Here is a 21,108-nt window from a genome sequence, read left to right on the forward strand (position 1 = left end):
CCATGCCCTCGACCGCCCCGGGGGCCCGGTCCGGGGCCTGGCTGTGGTTCCTCGTGGCCGGGGCGCTGCTCACGCAGACCGCCCTGAACCTGGTGCGCCCGGTCACCACCTACAAGCTGCTGTCCCTGGACGCCGACTCCGTGACGGTCGGCCTGGTCACGGCCGCCTACGCGGTGCTGCCCCTGGCCACCGCGATGTGGCTGGGCCGGATGACCGACCGGGTGCGGGACCTGCGGACGATGGTCGTCGCCGGGGCCCTGGTCCTGGCCCTCGGCGCGGTGGCGCTGGCCGTCGCGCCCAGCGCGGCGCTCGTCGCCGCGGCGAGCGCCCTGCTCGGGATGGGGCACCTGCTGTTCACCATCGCCGGTCAGTCGGCGGTCGCCCGCTTCTCCCCGCCGGACCAGCTGGACAAGGGCTTCGGCTGGTTCACCGCGGCCTTCTCCGCCGGTCAGCTCGTGGGACCGCTGCTGGCCGGTGCGCTGCTCGGCTCGGACGGCGACGTCGCCTCGCCCGAGCGGGTCGCCGACATCACGCTGTCCCTGTGGATCGGCGCAGGGCTCTCGCTGCTCGTCGTGCCGGTCATGCTCCTGCGCCCCCGGGCGTCCGGGACCCCCCGGCAGCCCGCACGCGCCGACGACGACGCGGCCGCCGCCGGGCGGACCGTTCCGGCCACCGGTGAGCTCGAGGCGGTCCCGGAGGCGGCACCGCGCGCGTCGATGCTGCGGATCCTGAAGGTCCCCGGCGTCCCGTCCCACATGCTGGCGTCCCTGGCCCTGCTCGCGATGCTCGACATCCTCACCGCGTTCCTGCCGCTCGTGGGCGAGCGCGCCGGGGTCTCCCCGGCGTGGATCGGCGTCCTGCTGGCCGTGCGCGGCGGCGCCTCGATCCTCTCCCGCGTCCTGCTGCCGTGGCTGGCCCACCGGATGTCCCGGCGGGCCCTCCTGCTGGTCAGTCTCTACGGCGCCGGGTGCGCGCTGGCCGTTCCGCCGGCGGTCATCTCGGTGCCGTGGCTCGCCGCGCTCCTCCTCTTCGGGGGCGGCTTCTGCCTGGGACTGGGACAGCCCATCACCATGACGCTGGTGTCCACCTCGGTGCCCCCGTCGTGGCGGGGCTCGGCGCTCGCCGTGCGGCTCGTCGGCAACCGGGCGGGGCAGGTGGCCATGCCCCTGCTCGCCGGCCTGGTCGCCGCACCCCTCGGCCCGGCGGGGGCGATCTGGTCCGCGTGCGCGGTGCTGCTGGTGAGCGGGCTGGAGAAGACCGCGCGGCGGTAGGCGCACCCGCGCGGCTTGGACAGCCCCGGCACAGGATCGCCACAAGGCGGGCACAATCCGGCCTGGTCAGCTGGAGGACGAGACGGACCGGGAGGTCCGGGCCGGCGGGCGGGGCCCGTCGGCACGTCCGACAGAAGGAACGCGCCGCCATGGTCAACCTCCACCACCCTGCACCCGGTGCACGGTCAGCAACAGAGGGTCCGGCGCTGCCGCCGGCCCGGAAGCGGCGCCTGGTCGGGATCGACGCCGCCCGGGGCCTCGCCCTGATCGGCATGATCTCGATCCACATCCTCCCCGCCTGGAACCCCGAGACCTACGGGGCCACGCTCCAGTGGGAGCTGTTCGCGGGCCGCGCCGCGGCCCTGTTCGCCCTGCTGGCCGGAGTGGGCCTGGCCTTCTCCTCCGGCGGGCGCACCCCGCACCGGGGCCGCACGATGACCGCCGACCGGGTGGGGCTGCTGATCCGGGCGGTGCTGATCACCGTGCTGGGGCTGCTGATCAACCAGGTCATGCCCGAGGACCCGCCCGCCTACGGCATCCTCGTCTACTACGGGATGTTCTTCTTGCTGGTGATCCCCTTCCTGCACCTGCCCGCACGGACCCTGTTCGTCCTCGCCGGGACGACCGCCGTGGTGGGGCCGGTCCTGATGCAGGCGCTGCGCGGCGTGCTGCCGGCCTTCGAGATCTACAACCCGACCGTCTCCTACGTGTTCTCCGAGCCCGGGACGGTCCTCGCCCAGCTCCTGTTCACGGGCACCTATCCCGCGGTCCCGTATCTGGCGTACCTGCTCGCGGGTCTGGCGATCGGCCGGCTGAACCTGCGGTCGCTGCGGGTCCAGACCCGGCTCGTCCGGGCCGGGGCCGCCCTGGCCGTGGGTGCGTGGCTGGTCTACTGGGTGCTGATCCTGCAGTCGGGCGGCTACGACCAGCTGATGGCCTCGACGCCCTGGCTGAGCGAGGACCGGATCGACGAGATCATCGTCTGGGGCCCGGACCCGGAGCTGCCCGACACCTCCTGGTGGTGGCTGCTGATCCCCGGCCCGCACACCAACACCCCGGTGGCGATCCTGCAGGACCTGGGCACCGGCACGGCCGTGCTCGGCCTGTTCCTCCTCGTGGCCCGCCGGGCCGAGTCCTGGCTGCTGCCCCTGGCTGCCATGGGCTCGATGACGCTCACCCTCTACTCGGCGCACCTGCTCGCCCTGGCCGCGATGCTGCACTACGAGATGCCCTTCCTGTGGTTCCTCGTCCACGTGGTGGTCGCGGGGCTCTTCGCCGTGGCCTGGCACCGCTCCTTCGGGCGGGGCCCACTGGAGCGGGTGGTGGCGCGGGCCGCCGGCGCAGGCCGGGAGCTCGTCCTGCGGACCGGTCCGGCGCAGCGCGGCTGAGCGGTCGCGCCCCGGGGACCGGGTGGGACGCACGTGCCCTGTGACCGGTGCGCTCGCCGGGGATCCCGGCCGTCCCCGCCCGTCCGCGGCACCGTCCACCGGGGACGCGGTGGACGGAGTGCCCGTAGGGTGGGCGGATGGACGTTCCGCAGCTGATCTCGAACGCTGTGCCACCGTGGGCCGCGGCGGTGCTGTTTGCGGTGGACCTCGTCATCCGCCTCGTGGCACTGGGCACGGTCCCGCACAACCGGCGGCCCTCGGCGGCCTGGGGCTGGCTGCTGGTGATCTTCTTCTTCCCGATCCTGGGCGGGCTGGTGTTCCTGGTGCTGGGGCGCTCGGACCTGCCCGAGGCGCGCAAGCAGAAGCAGCGCGAGGCGGCGGAACTGGTCGGGGGCCGCGGCTCCGGTGCTCAGCAGCTCCAGCAGATGCCCGACTGGCTGGCCGAGACGGTCCGGCTGAACCGGCACAACGGGGCCTTCCCCGTGGTGGACGGCCACCGCATCGAGATCCTCGACGACTACGACGCCTCGTTGCGCACGATGGCCGAGCAGATCCGCGGCGCCGAGCACTACGTGCACTTCGAGTTCTACATCACCGTCGCCGATCCCACGACCGAGCCGGTGATCGCCGCCCTGGAGGACGCCCACCGCCGCGGGGTCACCGTGCGGGTGCTGCTCGATCACCTCGGCTCGGCCGGCTATCCCGGGTACAAGCAGCTGGTGCGCCGGCTGGACGCGGCCGGGATCGACTGGCGGCGGATGCTGCCGGTGCGGCCCTGGCGCGGGGAGTACCAGCGACCGGATCTGCGCAACCACCGCAAGATCCTCGTGGTGGACGGGACGGTGGGGTTCACCGGATCGCAGAACGTCATCGACCGCAGCTACAACAAGAAGAAGAACCGGAAGAAGGGCCTGCAGTGGATCGGCCTGGTGCTGCGCGTCGAGGGTCCGGCGGTGGAGCACCTCGACGCGGTCTTCGCCACCGACTGGTACTGCGAGACCGACGACATGATCCTGGATCCGGATTCCGTCCCCGAGCGGGAACGGGACGAGGAGCCGGCCCCGGGGAACCTGGTCTGCCAGGTGCTGCCCTCCGGGCCGGGGCTGGCCCAGGAGTCGAACCTGCAGCTGTTCAACCACCTCTTCGCCTCCGCCAAGCGGCGGATCACGGTGTGCAGCCCGTACTTCGTGCCGGAGGACTCCATGTACAACTCCCTGCGCACCGCGGTGGGCCGTGGTGTGCAGGTGCACCTCTACATGGGCGAGACCTCCAGCCACGCGCTCACCCACCACGCCCAGCGGTCCTTCTACGAGCGGCTGATCAAGGACGGCGTCCAGATCTTCCTCTACCGGGCCCCGTACGTCCTGCACTCCAAGTTCGTGCTCATCGACGACGAGGCCGCGGTGGTCGGCTCCTCCAACATGGACATCCGCTCCTTCGTGCTCGACCACGAGATCAACCTCATGGTCATCGGCCGGCAGTTCCTGTCCCGCCTGGACGACGTCGTCGCGGGCTACCGGGAGCACAGCCACGAACTGCGGCTCGAGGACTGGCTGGCCCGCCCTTGGTACCAGAAGTACTTCGACAACACCGCCCGGCTCACCTCCGCCCTCCAGTAGCCCGGCCCAGGGGGTCCCTGCGACGGCCGCCACGGGACATGCGTGGAGCGTCCGACCAGGTGGCACCGACGGAAAGGCCAGGAATTCGTTATGGCGGTGTGACGGCATGCAGAGGAACGAAGCAGGCTGTGCTCCTAGGGTGAAGCAGGTAACTGTCCGCACGATCGAATGGAGAACGCCATGTTGACCAGTTCGAAGAAGAAGATGTTCGCCCTGCCCGCCGCGGCGGCCTTCGCGTCGGCCCTGATGGTCGGCTGCGCCGAGGAGACCCCGGTGCAGGAGGCCGAGGAGGGAGAGGCCACGGCGCAGGCGGCCATTCTCGGGGAGACGGTCACGATGCAGAACGAGGTCACCGAGATCGTCGGCCCGAACCTGTTCACCGTCGGTGAGGACGACACCCCGGTGGTGGGCGTGGACGCCTCCGCCATGGACATCCAGGACGGCGACATGGTCCAGGTGACGGGCACGGTCCGCCAGATCGTGGAGACCGACATCGAGACCGGCTGGGGAGTCGACTTCGACGACGACGAGGTGTCCTACCTCGTCGATCGCGAGCTCGACCTCGGGGTCGTCGCGGACGACGCCCAGGTGCTCGAGCAGGAGTAGGCCCCACCCTGGACGACGAGAGAAGAACCCCTCCGGCCGCGGAAGCGGTCGGAGGGGTTCTCTCGTCGTCCTGGCTCCGCCGCCCGGCGGCGGGACCGCTGCATCACGGCCGCCGAGCGGACCCGCCTGCGGTCGGCCGGGTCGGGCTCCTACTCGACCACGGTGACGGTGGCCTCGGTGAGGTAGGGCTCGGACTCCCGGTTGACGAGGTAGTTGGCGGTCTCCTCGTCCGTCAGCTGGAGGAGCCGGTCACGGTCGCCGGGTTCGCTGAACAGGTCGTCCGCCGCGACGGTGCCGGTGGCCTCGACCTCGTCGCCGGGGCGCAGGTCCTCGGGCATCTCGGTCACGAAGACCACCGTCTGTTCGTCCCCCATGGTCAGGAAAGTTTCACCGAAGATCTCCTCCACCTCGTTGGTCAGGGTCATCTCCTCCCCGACCAGTTCTTCGGTGGACACTCCGGACTGGTCCAGCTGGGTCAGCCTGGTCTCGTCCTGGCATCCGGTCAGCAGCATCGCCCCGGCCAATCCGGCCGCGGCAAGGGTCAGTGTGCGGTGGGTCATCAGCGTGCTCCTCGGTGCTCCGGCGTCGGTTGTTTACGGTGGCATGTCATGGACCTGCGTTCTGCCACCCTAGCCGCCGAAGCTGGCCGGCCAGTGACAACGGCGGGCAGGTGCACCCCCTCCTGCTCGTCGTGCGCCGGTCGGGACGTCCTCCGGCGGAGGATCGGAGCGCCGGAGCCGTCGGCGGCCGGGGGGAGGTCGCTAGGGTGGAGCCCGGGCGGTCCGGCGCTGTGAGGTCGGTTCGCCGCCATGCCGCGGCCACGAGTGCCGGCAAGGTCACCTGCGAGAGGACTTCGAATGACCCACCCAGCTGCCCGGGACGACGCGGGCGGGCCCGGCCGCCGAGGGCATCGGCGCAGTCGTGCCCGGTCCTTCCTGACCGGTCTGGTCGCGGTCGTGGTCACCCTGGGGTTGCTTGTGACCGTCTACGGGGTGGCGGTCGAACCGCGGTTCGTCCTCGACGAGGAGCGCATCCAGGCCCGCATCCCCGGGCTGGGTCCGGACTGGGACGGGGCGGAGGTGATGGTGTTCTCCGACCTGCAGGTGGGCATGTGGTGGGACAACACCGGGATGGTCGAGCGGGTGGTGGAGCGGACCGTGGCGGCGGAGCCCGACGCCGTCCTGCTGCCCGGTGACTTCCTGTACCAGAGCGAGAGCAGCATCCAGGAGAAGGTCCGGGACGTGACCCGGCTGCTGGAGCCCCTGACGGAGACGGACATCCCCGTGTACGCCATCATGGGCAACCACGACTACGCCGTCGGCGCCGTGGACGAGCTCACCACCGCCCTCGAGGACCGCGGCATCGAGGTCCTGGCCAACGAGGCCACCTCCGTGCCCGCCCCCGGCGCCGGCCCCGGACCGGGGTTGTTCGTGGTCGGGGTGGGACCGTCCTCGGTCGGGGAGGCCGACCCGTCGGCGGCCTTGGACGACGTGCCCGACGCGGCACCACGGCTCGTGATGATGCACAACCCCACCACGTTCCAGGAGCTGCCGGCCGATGCGGCCCCGATGTCGGTGGCGGGGCACACGCACTGCGGGCAGATCGCCCTGCCGCTGCTCTCCCAATGGTCCTACCTGGGCCTGACCGAGGAGGAGGAGCTCGTGGCCGACGGCTTCGCCCCCGAGGGCTACGGGGCCGAGGGCAACGACATGTTCGTCACCTGCGGGATCGGGTTCAGCCTGCTGCCCGTGCGGATCAACGCCCCGCCCCAGCTGCTGACGATCGAGCTGCAGCCCGCCTGAGGCGGGCGCCCCGTCACGGCTCGGTGCTGAGGGCGGCCTGGTCGAGGTAGGGCTCCCCGACGTGACGGTCGTAGAAGCCGGCCTCGTTGTCCTGGTCGTCCTGGTCGATCCGCGCCTGGAACTCCTCCTGCAGGATGCCGGTGACCTCGATGACGGCGCCCTGCTCGGCCTCGGGGAACGCGTACTGGGCGCTGACCAGGAACGGGTCCAGGTCCGGGTCCTCGGTGCTGGTGAGGACCAGGGCGGAACGGGAGGGAACCAGCTCGGAGACCGCCCCGGTGAGGGTCACCTGCTGACCGGCGTAGGAGGACACGTCCGCGCGGAACTCCTCGTCGTACGGGCCGGTGTAGACGCTGACGACCTCCTCGCCGGGAGTCTGTTCGAGCTGGGCGGGGCTGGAGTCCGCGTCGACGCCGGACTCCGGCGCGCCGCCGGGCCCGCAGCCGGTGATGACACCGGCGGCGAGGGCCAGGGCCAGGACGGTGGCCGGCTTCCGGACCCCGGCGAGGCGGTGCTGCGCGTGGATGGACGTCGACATCGATCTCCTGTTCCCGGACTGCTCGTTCGTGTGCTCCGTGTGCTGTGCCACGGGTCAGCCCAGCGCCGTGATCAGGTCCATGCACGCCTGCTCGGACCGCCGGCAGGCCTCGGCGCAGATGCGGCAGTGCTCGTGCTTGTCCGCGTGCTGCTCGCACTCGTCCGCGCAGGCCTTGGACACCATCCAGCACGCGCGCAGCGCCGACAGGGTGATGTTGACGTCGTAGCCGGTGTGCCGGGAGAGCACGTTGCCGGTGGCCGAGGCCAGATCGGCGCAGTCCAGGTTGGTGCGGATGCACTGGGTCAGCTCTCCCACCGAGTCCTCGGACAGGCACGCGTCGGCACAGGCCGTACAGGTCTGGGCACTCTCGAAGCACGCGGCGATGCACGCCGCGAGCTTCACCGGGTCCACCCCGCCCAGGTCCTTCGGGTAGCTCTTGAGCATCGATGGCACATGCATCATGGTCTCGCTCCTTCGTCCGGACTCTGCGGTCATGGGTGCGACGACGTGGATCCGAGCCGCTGGACCCGGCCACCTCGCACAGGTCCGACCGTAGCCGCCGTGCCCGGGATGGGGAACCGCCGGAGGCCCGCATCCGGAGACTGACAGGCGATCCTCAGAAACATTGCGCCGAGGACCGCGGCCTCCGAGGGCGGACGTGTCACCGCGGCGGGGCACCCCTTGAATTGTGGTCTGACATGGGCGAGCATGGGAAAGATGAAGCCTACTTATTATCGAAAGCCGATCCTGGCCGCACTGGCCGTGTCCGCACTCGCCCTGACGGGCTGCACCGAGGAGGACACCACGGCAGAGGTCGTGGGCCCCGTCGCCACCGAGACCAGCACCCCCGGCGGGGACATGACCGCCACCCCCAGCACCGCCCCCGGCGCCGCCACGTCCACCTCCACGCCCACTTCCACGCCGACCGACTCCGCGGCACCGGCCGGTGATCCCGTGGCCGGTGCGGCCGGTGCGGTTGCCGTCATCGCCACCGCGGAGGGCGCGGTGGACGACGGCCGGGCCGTGACGCTCGACCGCGAGGGTCAGGGCGAGAGCTGGATCGTGGCCGTCGCCTCCGGGCAGACCCGCCAGGACGTCATCGTCTCGGCCGACGGCCAGGAGGTCCTCGAGGTGCGTGACGAGGTGGCCCTGACCGACGACAAGGTCGCCGAGCTGGACCGGGCCACCGTCACGCTCGCCGAGGCGGTGGAGACCGCCTTCGGAGAGGTCGACGGGACGCTGGCCCGTGCCGGGGACCTCGGAGAGATCGGCGGCCTGCTGACCTGGGTCGTGCAGATCAACGAGACCGGCACCGGCGAGGTGCTCGACGTCGGGATCAACGCCGAGGACGGGACGGTCACCGGCGTCGGAAGCTGACCCCGGCCACGACCCGCAGCGACATCCACAGCACCCTCGGATCGGCCCCGCCCCGGGGCGGGGCCCGGTGGGAGCGCTCGAAGCCATCGAACAGACCGACCGAAGGAGAACATGATGCGGACCCGACGACAGAGACTGGCGGCGTGGCCGGTGGCCGCGGCCTTCGCCTCCGTGCTGATGGTGGGCTGTGCGGACGAGACGCCCGTGCAGGAGGCCCAGGACGAGGGCACGGAAGCGGCGTCGGCCGTGCTGGGCGAGACGGTCACCTTCGAGAACGAGGTCACCGAGGTCCACGGCCCCAACCTGTTCACCGTCGGTGACGAGGACACCCCCGTGGTCGGCTTCGACGCGGCCGCCGCAGGTCTCGAGGACGGCGACCGCGTGGAGGTCACCGGCACCGTCCGCCAGATCGTGCTCACGGACGTCGAGGCCTGGGGCGGCTTCGACTTCGACCAGGAGGAGAACAACTATCTCGTCGAGCGCGAGCTCGATCTCGGCGTGGTCGCCGACGACGTGCAGCCGGCACCCGAGGAGTGACCGGCCCAAGGTCCTCACCGGAGTTCTGTGACCCGGAGTCCTGACCCGGAGAGCTGACCCACTGGTCCCGCGCGACCTGTCCCGATCCTCCGGTTCCACGGTCGTCGGCGGCGTTCCACCAGCTTGCGTGCTGGTGACCGTGTCAGGATGCCACCATGCCTTCCACCGCACACGGCGCCGGGCGTGCCGGTGACCCGGGACCCGACCGTCACCTGCCGTCGCTGCACGGCGATGCCGCCTCGGGGGTGCCGGTGCCGGTGCGCGTGGCCGCCGCATGGTCCTGGCGGCTCCTCGTCGTCGTCGCCGCGGTGGGCCTGTGCGGCTACCTGCTCTCGACGGTCGCGGTGGTCGTCATCCCGGTGCTGATCGCCGGTCTGCTGGCCGGCCTCCTCTTCCCGCTGGTGCGCTGGGCCCGCAGCCACCGCGTGCCGGCGGGAGCGGCCGCCGGCCTGACGGTCCTCGGACTGGTCGGTGTGGTGGTGGGACTGCTCGTCCTGGCCGGGCGGCAGATCGTCGCAGGCTTCGCCGAGGTCTCCGGCAGCGCGGTGACCGGCGTCCGGCAGTTGCTGGACCGGCTCGAGGGCACACCGTTCGGGTGGGACGTGGGCACCTTCGACGACTGGATCGGCGACGTGGGGCTCACGGTCCAGGACAACAGCCAGGCGATCCTGGACGGGGCGATGTCCTTCGGCTCCACGGCCGGCCACGTGCTGACCGGTGTCGTGATCCTGCTCTTCACCCTGTTCTTCCTGCTCATGGACGGCGAGCGGATCTGGTTGTTCCTGGTCCGGCTCTTCCCGGTCCCGGTGCGTCGCGCGGTCAACGGCGCGGGCCGGCACGGCTGGACGGCGCTCGTCCAGTACGCCCGGGCCCAGGGCCTGGTGGCGGCCCTGGACGCCGTGGGCATCGGGGTGGGTGCCGCCCTGCTCGGGGTGCCGCTGGCCCTGCCGATCGGCATCCTCGTGTTCCTGGGGTCGTTCATCCCCATCGTGGGTGCGGTGGTCACGGGTGCGGTCGCGGTGCTCGTGGCACTGGTGGCCAACGGCACGACGACCGCGCTGCTGATGCTGGGCGTGGTGCTGCTCGTGCAGCAGCTCGAGGGCAACGTGCTCCAGCCGTTGATCATGGGCAAGGCCGTCTCCGTGCATCCACTGGCCGTGTTCCTGGCCGTGGCGACCGGCGCGGTCCTCTACGGCATCGTCGGCGCGCTGTTCGCGGTGCCGGTCGTGGCCTTCCTCAACACGGTGGTGCGCTATCTCGCGGGCGGGGAGTGGCGCACGGACGACGAGATCGACGGGGAACCCTTCTACCATCCCTGGGAGATCCGCAGGCAGGTCCGGCGTCACGGGATGACCCCGCAGCAGCTGCACGCACGGCTGGAGCGGTTCCACCGGGCCCGAACGGCGGACCGCCGGCGTGCCGGGACCGGAGGCGCCCAGAAGGACGCCGCCGAGGAGGATGCCTCGGAAAAGGACACGGCGTGAGGCAGGGGGAGTCCCTGCGCGAGAGCGGCCGGTCCGCGCGGAGGAACGTCGGCGGTGACCACCCGGACCGGTGTGGGATCAGCCGGTCGGAGCCGCGTCCTCCGGTGCTGCGACGGCCACGTTCTCGGCCCGGAGGAAGGGCTGGCCGTGGTAGTACGCCAGTTCGCCGCTCCCGGGCTCTCCCCCGACGTTCTCCTCGACGACCGGAGGGTTGAACACGTCGTGGATCGTGCCGGTGACGGCCACGGTCTCCCCGGCCTCGGGGCTGGCCTCGTCCGGGTTGTAGAACACCAGCAACGGCTCGACGGTGGAGTCCTCGGGGCCGGTGATCGTGAAGCCGACGGCGTCCACGGTCTCCTGGACCTGCCCGGTCAGCACCACGTCCATGCCGGCGTAGTCGTCCCGGACGTCGACGAAGTCGCTGTCGTAGGGGCCGATGTACGGTTCGGCCGGCGCCCCGCCTTCCAGGATCCCCTCCTCCTGAGTCTCCTCGACCTCATCCGTCGTGTCCGTCGTGGCTGCGCCGCAGGAGGTCAGCCCCAGACCGGCGACGGCGAGGGCGGCTGCGGCGGTCGTGCGGAGAGTGGGACGTCGGGACGGTGTCACGGTGGACCTCCTGCGAGTGGGCCGGCAACGGGTGTCCCCGCGGCGTGCGTAGCGGCTGATCCCCGACCGTAGGCACAGGTGAGGAGGGGGCACAATCGGAATGCCGCCCAGGGACGGGTCGGCTGCACATCGTGACCGTATCGTGATAGTCCGGAACCTCCGCGGGACTCAGGACGAATGCTTCGGCCCGGTGCCGGTTTCCGCCCGGTCCAGCAGCTCGGCGAGGGCGTCGTTCACGGCCCGGGGGTGGGTGAGGTTGACCATGTGCCCGGCGCCGGGGACGCGCACGAAGCGGGCGCTGTCCCCGATGGTCTCGGCCAGGTGCTCGCCGCGCTCCCAGGGGATGGTCCGATCCCGGTCGCCGGTGAGCACCACCGTGGGGACGCGCCGGAAGACGCCCAGGGAGTCCGTCCGGTTGTAGCCCACCATGGCCGGGTAGAAGGCGGACACCACGGACTGCCGGGTGCGGACCCACGTGTCCTGCACGGTCGAGATCGTCTCGGGCGAGAGCTCCTCGTCGCCGAACAGCTGCTTCTGCAGCCAGCGGCGACCCCCGGCCCGGCGGAACGGGGCCATCCGGTCGATGGCCGGAGCGAGAAGCCACAGCGACCACGCCACGGCCCGGGCCAGCCCGGTGCGCACCCCGTAGCGCGCCATCGGGTCGGGCATCTCCATCTTCGGCAGGTGCCCCGCGGCCGTGGACAGCAGCGCCACCCCGGTGATGCGGCGCCCGAACAGCTCGGGGCGCTGGCCGGCCAGCGAGATGACCGCCATCCCGCCCATGGAGTGCCCCACGAGCACGACCGGCTCCTCGCCCGTCCGCTGGTCGATGACCTCTCCCAGGTCCTGCCCCAGCCGGTCCATGGTGGCGGACCGATAGCTGCCCCACCCGCTGCCGCCGTGGCCGCGCTGATCGAAGACCACCACCCGGACACGCCGCCCCAGGGCCTCGTACTGGTGCCGGAACTCCTGTGCGTGGGAGGCGAACCCGTGCGCGAACACCACGGTCACCGGTGCGTCCTCCCGGCCCAGGACCTCCGTGCACAGCTCCACCCCGTCGTCCGTGCGGACCCGGTCCGGGCCGTCCGCCGCCCGGGAGGCCGGGAACAGGGACCGGAGGAGAGCGCTCAGGGCCACGGCGGCGGCCGCGCCGGACAGGAGCACCCACCGCGCGGTGGTCCGGTCGGGGCGGGGCCCGGTCCCGCTGCTGCGCCTGCCGCTCATGTCTCTTCTCCTCGTCATCGGTCCTCATCGACTCCGATCAACCCTCGTCGACCTTTTCGGCAGGACCAGGACCGGGATGACCGGTCCAGGTCGGATCGTCCTGGTCCTCCACGGTATCCCCACGCCGGAATGTCCGTGGGAGGACGGCTCGGAAGGACGGCTCGGCAGGCCCCCCGGCGGGGGCGGCTCAGGCGGAGCCCAGCAGGGGGAGCCGGACGGTGAAGCGCGTGCGTCCCGGACGGGACTCGACGCCCACCGTGCCGCCGTGGGCGTGGACCACCGAGCGGACGATCGACAGACCCAGCCCGGTGCTGCCCTCCCGGGAGGCCCGGGAGGTGTCCAGCCGGCTGAAGCGCTCGAAGAGCTTGGCCTGGAACTCCCGTGGGATGCCCGGGCCCTCGTCCAGGACGGAGGCCTCCGCCCAGCCGTCCGGGGTGGCCCGCACGGCCGCGGTCACGGCGGTGCCGGGCGGGGTGTGCTTGCGGGCGTTGGAGAGCAGGTTGGCCAGCACCTGGTGCAGCTGGACGACGTCCGCGCGCACGGGCACCGGCTCCTGGGGCACGTCCAGGGACCAGTCGTGGTCGGGGCCCGCGGCCGAGGCGTCGGTGAGGGCCTCGAGCACGAGTTCGCCGAGGTCCGCGTTCCGCAGCTCCGGGGGGCGGCCCTCGTCCAGGCGGGCCAGCAGCAGCAGGTCCTCGACCAGGGCGGTCATCCGCAGGGTCTGCTGCTCGACCCGGGCGAGCGAGGTCCGGCCGGTGTCGGTCAGGGGCTCGGTGAGCTGGAGCATGTCCGTGTAGCCGCGCACGGCGGCCAGGGGGGTGCGCAGCTCGTGGGAGGCGTCGGCCACGAACTCGCGCAACCGGGTCTCGGACTGCTGGCGCGCGGCCAGGGCGGAGTCGACGTTGCCGAGCAGGGAGTTCAGCGCGTGACCGACCTCCCCGACCTCGGTGCCGGGCCGGGCGAGCTCGGCGGGCACGTGCTGCTCGGCCAGGGAGACCTCCCCGGAGGCCAGCGGAAGACGGGCCACGTCGGCCGCCGCGGCCGAGACCTGCTCCAGCGGGCGCAGGGCGCGGCGCACGACGACGGTGCCGGCCACTGCGACGGTGAGCAGCGCGACGAGACTGCCCACGGCCATGGTGGTCACGAGCTCCGCCACGGTGTCGTCGACCGTCGCCGTGGGCAGCCCGACGACGAGCACCCGGTCGAGTCCCCGTGGGCCCTTGGCGACCGACTCGACCCGGTACTCGCCCACGGACAGGACCACGTCGGAGAGCCGGCCCTGCTCCGTGCCCGTGGAGCGGCGGCGGTCTGCGAAGCCTCGGCGCTCGGACCTCTCGGCGGCGAAGGCGCCCGCCTCCCGCAGCGCCGCGACGTCCCGCTCGGGCAGCGGGGCGGGTACCCCGGACCCGGTGCGGTAGGACGCCGTGACGACCTCCCCCTCCTGCATCACGGCGACCAGGATGCCCACCGGCTGGCCGGGGGCGTCGAGGGGGTCCCGCTCCTGGATCGGGTCGCCCCCGGTGAAGGTCAGCGCCCGCCCGGTGGCCTGGCGCAAGGACCCGTCGAGCCGCTCGACGAGGTCCTGGCGGGTGAGCTCGACGATGGTCGCGCCGAGCACGAGGAGGACCACGGCCATGAGGGTGAGGACCCCGGCGATGAGCCGGGTGGACAGCCGCAGGTGTCGCCCGGTCGGCGGGGTCCGGAGGCCGTGCGGCATCAGGGCGCGGGTTTGATGACGTATCCGGCGCCGCGCACGGTGTGGATCATCGGGGTGCGGCCGGCGTCGATCCGCTTGCGCAGGTAGGAGATGTAGAGCTCCACGATGTTGGCCTGACCCGAGAAGTCGTAGTGCCACACGTTGTCCAGGATCTGGGCCTTGGACAGCACCCGGCGCGGGTTCTCCATCAGATAGCGCAGCAGCTCGAACTGGGTGGTGGTCAGCTCGATCGGCTCCCCGGCGCGGGTGACCTCGCGGCTGTCGATGTTCAGCACCAGATCACCCACCACCAGGGTGGCGCTGTCCTGGGCGGCGGCCCCGGAGCGCTGGACGAGCCGGTGCAGCCGGATCAGCACCTCCTCGATCGAGAAGGGCTTGGTCACGTAGTCGTCCCCGCCCGAGGCCAGCCCCTCGATCCGGTCGGCCACGGTGTCCTTGGCCGTGAGGAACAGCACCGGCACCTCCGGAAAGGACTGGCGGATCCGGGCCAGGACCTCCAGCCCGTCCAGGCCGGGCAGCATCCGGTCCAGGACCAGCACGTCGGGGGCGAAGTCGCGGGCCTGGGCGACGGCGTCGTAGCCCTCGTGGGAGATCCTCGCCTCCCACCCGCACAGCCCCGTGCCCATGGCCACGAGATCGGCCAGCGCCGGCTCGTCGTCCACGACCAGCACCCGGATCGGCGAACCGTCCGGGTGGGTCAGCCGGGGCAGGACCTCGGTGAGGGCGGAGAAGCTGGAGGCGTGGGACATGGGAGCTCCCGGTTCCGGGCGGACGTGACACGGCCACTCTTCCCCACCAGATTAGGCGCATCTCCTGTGCAGGCTGTGCGCAGCCTGTGCCGTGGTGCCGCGGCTCGGAGGAAGACCGCGTGCGCCGGCACAGCCCCGGCACCAGCACCGGGCGGCCAGCGGGACGTCACCGTGGGACGTCACGGCGGAAGTTCACGACGGGACTTCACGGCGGGACTTCACGGCGGGACTTCACAGCGGGACTCCTCGGTGCCCTCCGCCCGGCCAGGAGCTGCGGGGCCGCGCCGGCGGTCGGGCACCGGTCCGGGACGCGTCACCTTTCACAGGAGAACCACAGCATCCTGATACATCCGGCACATGCGCGGACACCAGGGTGGGGCGCAGACCGGTCCTTCGGGTCCGGGCCGGTGGGCAGGGGGTCCGCCGTCGCGATGCGCCGAGGGGGCCGCCGTCATGACCGATTCCCGGGACCACCGATCGCGGGGCGTCCCCTGGGAGGGACCCTCCGCGCAGCGGACCGGTGCCCTTCCTGCGGACGAGGCCTCGACCGACGGCTCGGCCGCAGGGCCGGCCGTCGCGGCACCGGGCAAACGCCGCCTGGTGGGGATCGACGCCGCCCGCGGCCTGGCCCTGATCGGGATGATCGCGATCCACATCCTGCCCTCGTGGGATCCGGACACGTTCGAGCCCACCGCGCAGTGGACCGTCTTCGCCGGCCGCTCCGTCGCCCTGTTCGCCCTCCTCGCCGGAGTGGGACTGGCGTTCAGCACCGGTGGCCGGAGACCGCACAGCGGCCGGCCGATGACCGCCGACCGGGCGGGCGTGGCCGTGCGCGCACTCCTGATCGCGGGTCTGGGCCTGGCGCTCAACCAGGTGATCCCGGGCAACACGGTCGCCGAGGTCCCGGCCGTCAACATCCTCGTCTACTACGGGGCCTTCTTCCTCCTGACCATTCCCTTCCTGGGTCTGTCCGCGGGAGCGCTGTTCGCCTGGGCGGGTTGCTTCGCCCTGGCCGGACCGGTGCTCGTGCACGTCCTCCGTGACGTCCTGCCGGCCGCCGGCGGCTCCAACCCGGCTCTCACCGACCTGGTCATGGACCCGGGTGCCACGGCCGCCCAGCTGCTGCTGACCGGCACCTACCCGGCCCTGCCGTACCTGGCGTACCTGCTGACCGGCCTGGCGCTCGGCCGGCTCGACCTGGCCGCGATCCGGGTCCAGGCCCGGCTGCTGCTCGGCGGGGTGCTGCTGGCCGTCGCGGCCGCGCTGACCTCCTGGGTGCTCGTCGACCTGGCCGGCGGCTTCGACCAGCTCGTGGACCGCACCCCCGGCCTCGACCCGGAGCTCGTCAACGACGTCATCGTGTGGGGCCCCGACCCGACGCTGCCGACCACCACCTGGTGGTGGCTGACGATCGCCGGCCCGTACACGAACACCCCACCGGCCCTGCTGCTGGGCCTGGGCTCGGCGGTGGCCGCGCTGGGCGCCTTCCTCCTGCTCGCCCGCCGCTTCGGGACCTGGCTGCTGCCCCTGAGCGCCATGGGCGCCATGACGCTGACCGTCTACTCCGCCCATCTCCTGGCCCTGTCCACCGAGGTGCACTACGACCAGCCGCTGTGGTTCTTCGTCCACGTCGGGGTGGCCGTGGCCTTCGCCCTCCTCTGGCGCATGGCCATGGGCCAGGGACCCCTCGAGCGGCTGGTGGCCGGGCTGGTGCGCGTCACCCGCCGTCGCGTGCTGTCCCGGGAGCGTGGCACGGACTGACGTACGAGCCCGGGTGTCGTCTCGGCCCGGACGGAAGTCCGGCCCGGATGGGGACCGGCCCGGACGGGGACCGGCCCGGATAGGGACCGGCGCGGACGGGGACCGGCCCGGATGGGGACCGGCCCGAACGTGCGTGCGGCCCAGGACCGGTCCGGGGCCGCACGCACGGTGTGCCCGACGCACGGTGTGCCCGACGCACGGTGTGCCCGGCGTGCGGCGTGCCTACCGGGCCGCGAGCGCCTCGTGCCGGCGCCGCTGCGCCGCGTAGCCCAGGATGAGCAGCCCGGCCACGGCCAGGCCCACGCCCACCCACGCGGGGGAGCGGTAGCCCCAGCCGGCGGAGATCACGATGCCCCCGAGGAAGGCGCCCGAGGCGTTGGCCAGGTTGAACGCCGCGTGGTTCATGGCGGCGGTCAGGGAGGGGGCGTCCTTGGCCTCGCGCAGCAGGCGCACCTGGAGCGAGGTCGTGAAGATCGAGCCCATGATGCCGATCCACAGCGCCCCCAGGACGGCGGCGGCCGGGACGTGGACGAACAGGGCGAAGAAGGCCAGGGCCACGCCGGAGACGGCGCCGGCGCCCAGGGCGGTGCGCTCGATCGAGCGGTCGATGAGCGGGCCGGCCAGCAGCGAGCCCACGGTCATGCCCACGCCGAACACGGCCAGCACCCACGGCACGGTGCCGATGTCGAGACCGGTGAGCTCGGTGAGGGTCGGGGAGATGTAGGTGTAGACCGCGAACATCCCGCCGAAGCCGACGGCCCCGGCCAGAAGCGTCAGGGCCACCTGCGGCCGGGCGAGGGCGCGGACCTCCTGGAGGGCCGAGGCCATGCCCTCGTTGCAGGTGCGCGGCACCCAGAGGGCCAGGGCCCCGATGGTCAGGGCGCCCAGGAGCACCACCAGCAGGTACGCGGAGCGCCAGCCGAAGGCCCCGCCCAGGGCCGCGGCGAACGGCACGCCCACGATGTTGGCGATCGTCAGCCCCAGCATCACCCGGGCCACCGCGGTGCCGCGCCGGTCACGGGCCACCAGGGAGGATGCCACCACCGCGGCGACCCCGAAGTAGGCGCCGTGGGGCAGGCCCGAGAGGAACCGGGCGGCGAACAGCCACCCGAGGGAGGGTGCGGCCGCCGAGAGCCCGTTGCCCACCACGAACGTGAGCATCAGTGCCAGGAGCAGGGTCTTGCGCTCCACCCGGGCGGCCAGGGTCGTGATGAGCGGGGCGCCGATCACCACGCCCAGCGCGTAGAGCGAGATGGACTGGCCGACGGCGGGGATCGAGGCGCCGAGGTCCTCGGCGATGAACGGCAGCAGGCCCATCGAGGCGAACTCGGTGGTGCCCACGCCGAAGCCGCCCATCGCCAGCGCGAAGAGAGCGAGCCGGGTGCCGGCGGGACCGGGGGCGTTGACGACCTGGAGCAGGGCGGTGCTGGGTGCGGACACGGCGGGTCCTTCCGGAGAGGGCGCAGGGACGGTGAACGAGCACGTCGTCGAGCCCGAGCGAAAGGAGGGGGTGACTTTCGATGCTACGCGCGTCCTCCCGGGCATCCCATGCCCCCGGAGTGTGATCTTCGTCAGCTCGGCCGGCGCCGGCGCGTGCCCCTGCCGCCGTCCCCTGCCCCGCGGGAGCCCGGCCCACCACGCCGGCACGGGGTCGGCCGGGCCCTGCGGGGCGGTCGGCGGCCGCGGGGTCAGCGGAACGCGGAGTGCCCGGTCAGGTGCCGGCCGAGGATGAGGGTGTGCACCTCGTCGGTGCCCTCGTAGGTGCGCACCGACTCCAGGTTGCCGGCATGCCGGAGGGGCGAGTGCTCCAGGGTGACCCCGTTGCCGCCGAGCATCGTGCGCGCCTCCCGGCACACGTCGACCGCGATCCGGCAGTTGTTGAGCTTGCCCACCGAGATCATGTGGTTCTCCAGGCGGCCCTCGTCCTTGAGCCGCCCGATCCGCAGCGCCAGCAGCTGTCCCTTCTGGATCTCCAGGGCCATGTTCACGAGCTTCGCCTGGGACAGCTGGTAGGCCGCGAGCGGCTTGTCGAACTGGATCCGCTGCTGGGAGTAGGCCAGCGCGGCGTCGAAACTGTCCCGGGCGGCGCCCAGCACGCCCCACACGATGCCGTAGCGGGCCTCGTTGAGGCAGGAGAACGGTCCCCGCAGGCCCGGGTTCAGCGGCAGGAGGGCGTCGGCCGGGAGCCGGACGCCCTCGAGGCGATGTCGCACTGGACGGAGGCGCGCATGGACAGCTTCGGCTCGATCGGCGTGGCCGTGAACCCGGGGGTGTCCGTGGGCACGAGGAACCCCCGGACGCGCTCCTGCCCGCTCTCGTCGGCGGCCTGGGCCCAGATCACGGCCACGTGGGCGATCGAGGCGAGACCGATCCAGCGCTTGGCGCCGTCGATGACCCACTCGTCGCGGTCGCGCACCGCCGTGGTCGCCATGGTCGAGGGGTCCGAGCCGGCGGTGGGCTCGGTGAGACCGAAGCAGCCGATGATCTCGCCGGCGGCCATGCCGGGCAGCCAGCGCCGCTTCTGCTCCTCGGAGCCGTGCTCGGCGATCGCGGACATCGCGAGCGAGCCCTGCACGGACACGAACGTGCGCAGCCCGGAGTCCCCGGCCTCGAGCTCCTGCATCGCGATCCCGTACTGCACCGCGGTCCTCCCGGCGCAGCCGTGGCCCCGGAGGTGCATGCCGAGCAGTCCGAGCTCCGCCAGCTCGGGAACGATCTCCTGCGGGAAGACGGCGTCGGCGTACCACCGGGCGATGTTCGGCCGGACCCTCCGGTCCACGAACTCGCGGACCGCGTCCCGGGTCCCGAGCTCCTCCGGGCTGAGGTCTGCCTCGACGTCGAGCAGGTCGGTCGCGGCGGGGGTCATGGGTCCTCCTGGGATCGGGGCGGTCGGGTGCCTTTGACGAGGATGGCGCATCCGGGACCTGCACGGCAGGCGGACGGGAGCGGCCGACGTCCGGACCCGCGGACGAGCGCATCAGGTAGTTGCAGTTTCACAGAGATTCGTGGAAATGTGATCTGTGCAACATCCGCCCGACTGCCGGAGGACTTCCGTGACCCGACCGCCCCGCACCGCCGCCGACGTCCCGGCACCGGTGCGCGCCGAGCGCTCCGGTGCCGTGGTGGGGGTCGACGACGAGGGCCGCCCCGGCGTGCCCGCCTGCGCGCCGCGCGGGCGGTGCCGGGCCGGGGGCGCTTCCGTCGCAATCGTCATGAGTGGGGCTTGCGCGTCCCGCCGTGACATGCTTCGTCTCGTTATGAGGACCGTCATGCTCCGGAAACACCTCGTGCCCGTGGCAGTAACACGGACTTCCTACTGTCGGAGCAGTTCCGCTCGCCCCGCCCCCGAGGAGCACCCCATGACCGAGCACGCCGGACCAGGACCCGCGCCCGTGGTGCCGCACGGGCGGCGACCGGACCTGCGGGTGGTGGGCGGCACGGCCGTGGAGCCCGCGGGGACCGAGGACGAGCGGCGCCGGGCGCGTGCCGCGGCGGCGCGGGCCGCCCACCCGTCGTCCGGGCTGGGCGTGCCGGGCTTCCAGCGGCCGCAGCCCGCGGCGGGCCCCGGCCGGGACGGGGCCTCGACGCCCGGCGGGCCGGCCGCGGCGGCGCCGGGGGACGACGAGCAGAACGATCGGCCCGACGGGCACCAGGGCGACCGGCAGAACGACCAGGGCTCCGGCGTCCCCGTGCTCGACGGGATCGGCCCGCACACGGTCACGGGAGCGGTGCTCCTACCGGCGGCCCGGTCCGGGGACGCGCTCAAGGTCGAGGTGCTCGCCGTCGTGGACCCCGACCCGTGCGGCGGGCCCCTCGAGGCCGGGTGCACCGCCTATCTGCCGGTCCGCGCGGACGGCGCCGCCTTCTGCCCCCGGGAGCTCCACCGGGCCCTGGGTGCGGCGGGCCGGCCCCTGTGCGGCACCTTCCGGGTGACCGTGTGCCGGGCCGGCGGCCGGGACGTCCCCTCCGTGGCGCACCGCCAGCCGTTCGCCGAGACCGACGAGCACTGGATCGTCGTCGGGCGCTCGGGGACGGAGGGCGCCGACGACGAGCGCACGTTCTGCCTGACCGCGGCCATGCAGCGGGCCGTGAGCGCCGGGGTGGACTTCCTGGCGGGCGACCGCGGGATGGACCGGCCCATCGCCCAGGCCTATCTCTCCACCGCCGCGGAGTTCGCCGTCACCCGGCTGGAGGACAGCTCCGTGGGCGCCCACGGGCGGATCCGCAAGGCCGACTTCTCCTGAAGCCCCGGCCCGCACCGTCGCACCCGATTGATGTGCTTTCGTAACCGTCATATTTCGCATGGACGGCGCGAGAAGCCGGCTCGACACCCTACTGTGGGTGACGCAGGTCACGCGGGCGTCCGTGCACGGTCCCGACAACGAGGTCGGGCCGACTGCCGCCGGTAGCACCACGGCCGGGGCGCCCG

18 protein-coding genes and 1 pseudogene are annotated in these 21,108 nt (G+C 72.6%); 10 read left to right on the forward strand and 9 right to left on the reverse strand.

Annotated elements, in window-relative coordinates; all coding sequences use genetic code 11:
* Nucleotides 1-2 precede the first annotated feature (2 nt).
* The 4 genes from ACH9D3_RS10980 (at nucleotide 3) to ACH9D3_RS10995 (ending at nucleotide 4,884) form a co-directional block, all read left to right on the forward strand.
* Complete coding sequence (locus ACH9D3_RS10980) at nucleotides 3-1,271, forward strand: MFS transporter (protein ID WP_396410922.1); 1,269 nt, start codon at nucleotides 3-5, stop codon at nucleotides 1,269-1,271.
* A gap of 149 nt (nucleotides 1,272-1,420) precedes the next feature.
* Nucleotides 1,421-2,659 (forward strand): heparan-alpha-glucosaminide N-acetyltransferase domain-containing protein, encoded by a 1,239-nt coding sequence (locus tag ACH9D3_RS10985; protein ID WP_396410923.1) that lies wholly within the window; start codon nucleotides 1,421-1,423, stop codon nucleotides 2,657-2,659.
* 137 nt (nucleotides 2,660-2,796) lie between these two features.
* Nucleotides 2,797-4,278, forward strand: coding sequence for a cardiolipin synthase (gene cls, locus ACH9D3_RS10990; RefSeq protein ID WP_396410924.1), 1,482 nt, complete (start codon nucleotides 2,797-2,799; stop codon nucleotides 4,276-4,278).
* A 180-nt stretch (nucleotides 4,279-4,458) separates the two neighbouring features.
* Entirely contained in the window at nucleotides 4,459-4,884 is a 426-nt protein-coding gene (locus ACH9D3_RS10995) for a hypothetical protein (RefSeq protein ID WP_396410925.1), read from the forward strand.
* A gap of 149 nt (nucleotides 4,885-5,033) precedes the next feature.
* Here ACH9D3_RS10995 and ACH9D3_RS11000 read toward each other — a convergent pair whose 3' ends face one another.
* Nucleotides 5,034-5,444 (reverse strand): hypothetical protein, encoded by a 411-nt coding sequence (locus ACH9D3_RS11000; protein ID WP_396410926.1) that lies wholly within the window; start codon nucleotides 5,442-5,444, stop codon nucleotides 5,034-5,036.
* 297 nt (nucleotides 5,445-5,741) lie between these two features.
* On the opposite strand from ACH9D3_RS11000, the gene ACH9D3_RS11005 reads away from it, so the two are divergent.
* A complete protein-coding gene (locus tag ACH9D3_RS11005) occupies nucleotides 5,742-6,686 on the forward strand; it encodes a metallophosphoesterase (RefSeq protein WP_396410927.1) in 945 nt (314 codons plus the stop codon).
* Nucleotides 6,687-6,699: 13 nt separating this feature from the next.
* Here the strand turns inward: ACH9D3_RS11005 and ACH9D3_RS11010 are convergent, their stop codons facing one another.
* Both ACH9D3_RS11010 and ACH9D3_RS11015 read right to left on the reverse strand, forming a co-directional pair.
* Complete coding sequence (locus ACH9D3_RS11010; protein ID WP_396410928.1) at nucleotides 6,700-7,224, reverse strand: hypothetical protein; 525 nt, start codon at nucleotides 7,222-7,224, stop codon at nucleotides 6,700-6,702.
* Nucleotides 7,225-7,278: 54 nt separating this feature from the next.
* On the reverse strand, nucleotides 7,279-7,686 hold the full coding sequence (locus ACH9D3_RS11015) for a four-helix bundle copper-binding protein (RefSeq protein WP_396410929.1): 408 nt from the start codon (nucleotides 7,684-7,686) through the stop codon (nucleotides 7,279-7,281).
* Nucleotides 7,687-7,932: 246 nt separating this feature from the next.
* On the opposite strand from ACH9D3_RS11015, the gene ACH9D3_RS11020 reads away from it, so the two are divergent.
* The 3 genes from ACH9D3_RS11020 (at nucleotide 7,933) to ACH9D3_RS11030 (ending at nucleotide 10,622) form a co-directional block, all read left to right on the forward strand.
* Nucleotides 7,933-8,601, forward strand: a complete 669-nt coding sequence (locus ACH9D3_RS11020) for a hypothetical protein (protein WP_396410930.1) — start codon at nucleotides 7,933-7,935, stop codon at nucleotides 8,599-8,601.
* Between the two features lie 111 nt (nucleotides 8,602-8,712).
* A complete protein-coding gene (locus ACH9D3_RS11025) occupies nucleotides 8,713-9,138 on the forward strand; it encodes a hypothetical protein (protein ID WP_396410931.1) in 426 nt (141 codons plus the stop codon).
* 155 nt (nucleotides 9,139-9,293) lie between these two features.
* Nucleotides 9,294-10,622 (forward strand): AI-2E family transporter, encoded by a 1,329-nt coding sequence (locus tag ACH9D3_RS11030; RefSeq protein WP_396410932.1) that lies wholly within the window; start codon nucleotides 9,294-9,296, stop codon nucleotides 10,620-10,622.
* 78 nt (nucleotides 10,623-10,700) lie between these two features.
* Here ACH9D3_RS11030 and ACH9D3_RS11035 read toward each other — a convergent pair whose 3' ends face one another.
* The 4 genes from ACH9D3_RS11035 to ACH9D3_RS11050 all read right to left on the reverse strand — a co-directional run bounded on the left by ACH9D3_RS11035 (nucleotide 10,701) and on the right by ACH9D3_RS11050 (nucleotide 14,918).
* The gene (locus tag ACH9D3_RS11035; protein WP_396410933.1) at nucleotides 10,701-11,228 is read right to left on the reverse strand and encodes a hypothetical protein; all 528 of its coding nucleotides are present in this window, start codon (nucleotides 11,226-11,228) and stop codon (nucleotides 10,701-10,703) included.
* Nucleotides 11,229-11,396: 168 nt separating this feature from the next.
* A complete protein-coding gene (locus ACH9D3_RS11040; protein WP_396410934.1) occupies nucleotides 11,397-12,452 on the reverse strand; it encodes an alpha/beta fold hydrolase in 1,056 nt (351 codons plus the stop codon).
* Nucleotides 12,453-12,639: 187 nt separating this feature from the next.
* Nucleotides 12,640-14,169, reverse strand: a complete 1,530-nt coding sequence (locus tag ACH9D3_RS11045) for an ATP-binding protein (RefSeq protein ID WP_396410935.1) — start codon at nucleotides 14,167-14,169, stop codon at nucleotides 12,640-12,642.
* Nucleotides 14,169-14,918: a winged helix-turn-helix domain-containing protein gene (locus tag ACH9D3_RS11050; protein ID WP_396410936.1), complete on the reverse strand. Its 750-nt coding sequence runs from the start codon at nucleotides 14,916-14,918 to the stop codon at nucleotides 14,169-14,171. The genes ACH9D3_RS11045 and ACH9D3_RS11050 overlap by 1 nt, the downstream gene beginning before the upstream one ends.
* 453 nt (nucleotides 14,919-15,371) lie before the next feature.
* Between ACH9D3_RS11050 and ACH9D3_RS11055 the strand changes: the two genes are divergently transcribed.
* Nucleotides 15,372-16,679 (forward strand): heparan-alpha-glucosaminide N-acetyltransferase domain-containing protein, encoded by a 1,308-nt coding sequence (locus ACH9D3_RS11055; protein WP_396410937.1) that lies wholly within the window; start codon nucleotides 15,372-15,374, stop codon nucleotides 16,677-16,679.
* Between the two features lie 222 nt (nucleotides 16,680-16,901).
* Here ACH9D3_RS11055 and ACH9D3_RS11060 read toward each other — a convergent pair whose 3' ends face one another.
* Both ACH9D3_RS11060 and ACH9D3_RS11065 read right to left on the reverse strand, forming a co-directional pair.
* Nucleotides 16,902-18,119, reverse strand: coding sequence for an MFS transporter (locus ACH9D3_RS11060; protein WP_396410938.1), 1,218 nt, complete (start codon nucleotides 18,117-18,119; stop codon nucleotides 16,902-16,904).
* A gap of 248 nt (nucleotides 18,120-18,367) precedes the next feature.
* Nucleotides 18,368-19,545 (reverse strand): annotated as a pseudogene (locus ACH9D3_RS11065) (acyl-CoA dehydrogenase family protein).
* 493 nt (nucleotides 19,546-20,038) lie between these two features.
* On the opposite strand from ACH9D3_RS11065, the gene ACH9D3_RS11070 reads away from it, so the two are divergent.
* Entirely contained in the window at nucleotides 20,039-20,923 is an 885-nt protein-coding gene (locus tag ACH9D3_RS11070; RefSeq protein ID WP_396410939.1) for a hypothetical protein, read from the forward strand.
* Nucleotides 20,924-21,108: the final 185 nt, after the last annotated feature.

The sequence above is a fragment of the Kocuria kalidii genome (assembly GCF_044462225.1).
Lineage (GTDB): Bacteria > Actinomycetota > Actinomycetes > Actinomycetales > Micrococcaceae > Kocuria > Kocuria kalidii.

What these genes read in the sequence shown, in the direction of transcription:
- ACH9D3_RS10980 (WP_396410922.1), top strand. Translation starts at nt 3, where the DNA reads ATGCCCTCGACCGCCCCGGGGGCCCGGTCCGGGGCCTGGCTGTGGTTC.
- ACH9D3_RS10985 (WP_396410923.1), top strand. Translation starts at nt 1,421, where the DNA reads ATGGTCAACCTCCACCACCCTGCACCCGGTGCACGGTCAGCAACAGAG.
- cls (WP_396410924.1), top strand. Translation starts at nt 2,797, where the DNA reads ATGGACGTTCCGCAGCTGATCTCGAACGCTGTGCCACCGTGGGCCGCG.
- ACH9D3_RS10995 (WP_396410925.1), top strand. Translation starts at nt 4,459, where the DNA reads ATGTTGACCAGTTCGAAGAAGAAGATGTTCGCCCTGCCCGCCGCGGCG.
- ACH9D3_RS11000 (WP_396410926.1), bottom strand. Translation starts at nt 5,444, where the DNA reads ATGACCCACCGCACACTGACCCTTGCCGCGGCCGGATTGGCCGGGGCG.
- ACH9D3_RS11005 (WP_396410927.1), top strand. Translation starts at nt 5,742, where the DNA reads ATGACCCACCCAGCTGCCCGGGACGACGCGGGCGGGCCCGGCCGCCGA.
- ACH9D3_RS11010 (WP_396410928.1), bottom strand. Translation starts at nt 7,224, where the DNA reads ATGTCGACGTCCATCCACGCGCAGCACCGCCTCGCCGGGGTCCGGAAG.
- ACH9D3_RS11015 (WP_396410929.1), bottom strand. Translation starts at nt 7,686, where the DNA reads ATGATGCATGTGCCATCGATGCTCAAGAGCTACCCGAAGGACCTGGGC.
- ACH9D3_RS11020 (WP_396410930.1), top strand. Translation starts at nt 7,933, where the DNA reads ATGGGAAAGATGAAGCCTACTTATTATCGAAAGCCGATCCTGGCCGCA.
- ACH9D3_RS11025 (WP_396410931.1), top strand. Translation starts at nt 8,713, where the DNA reads ATGATGCGGACCCGACGACAGAGACTGGCGGCGTGGCCGGTGGCCGCG.
- ACH9D3_RS11030 (WP_396410932.1), top strand. Translation starts at nt 9,294, where the DNA reads ATGCCTTCCACCGCACACGGCGCCGGGCGTGCCGGTGACCCGGGACCC.
- ACH9D3_RS11040 (WP_396410934.1), bottom strand. Translation starts at nt 12,452, where the DNA reads ATGAGCGGCAGGCGCAGCAGCGGGACCGGGCCCCGCCCCGACCGGACC.
- ACH9D3_RS11045 (WP_396410935.1), bottom strand. Translation starts at nt 14,169, where the DNA reads ATGCCGCACGGCCTCCGGACCCCGCCGACCGGGCGACACCTGCGGCTG.
- ACH9D3_RS11050 (WP_396410936.1), bottom strand. Translation starts at nt 14,918, where the DNA reads ATGTCCCACGCCTCCAGCTTCTCCGCCCTCACCGAGGTCCTGCCCCGG.
- ACH9D3_RS11055 (WP_396410937.1), top strand. Translation starts at nt 15,372, where the DNA reads ATGACCGATTCCCGGGACCACCGATCGCGGGGCGTCCCCTGGGAGGGA.
- ACH9D3_RS11070 (WP_396410939.1), top strand. Translation starts at nt 20,039, where the DNA reads ATGACCGAGCACGCCGGACCAGGACCCGCGCCCGTGGTGCCGCACGGG.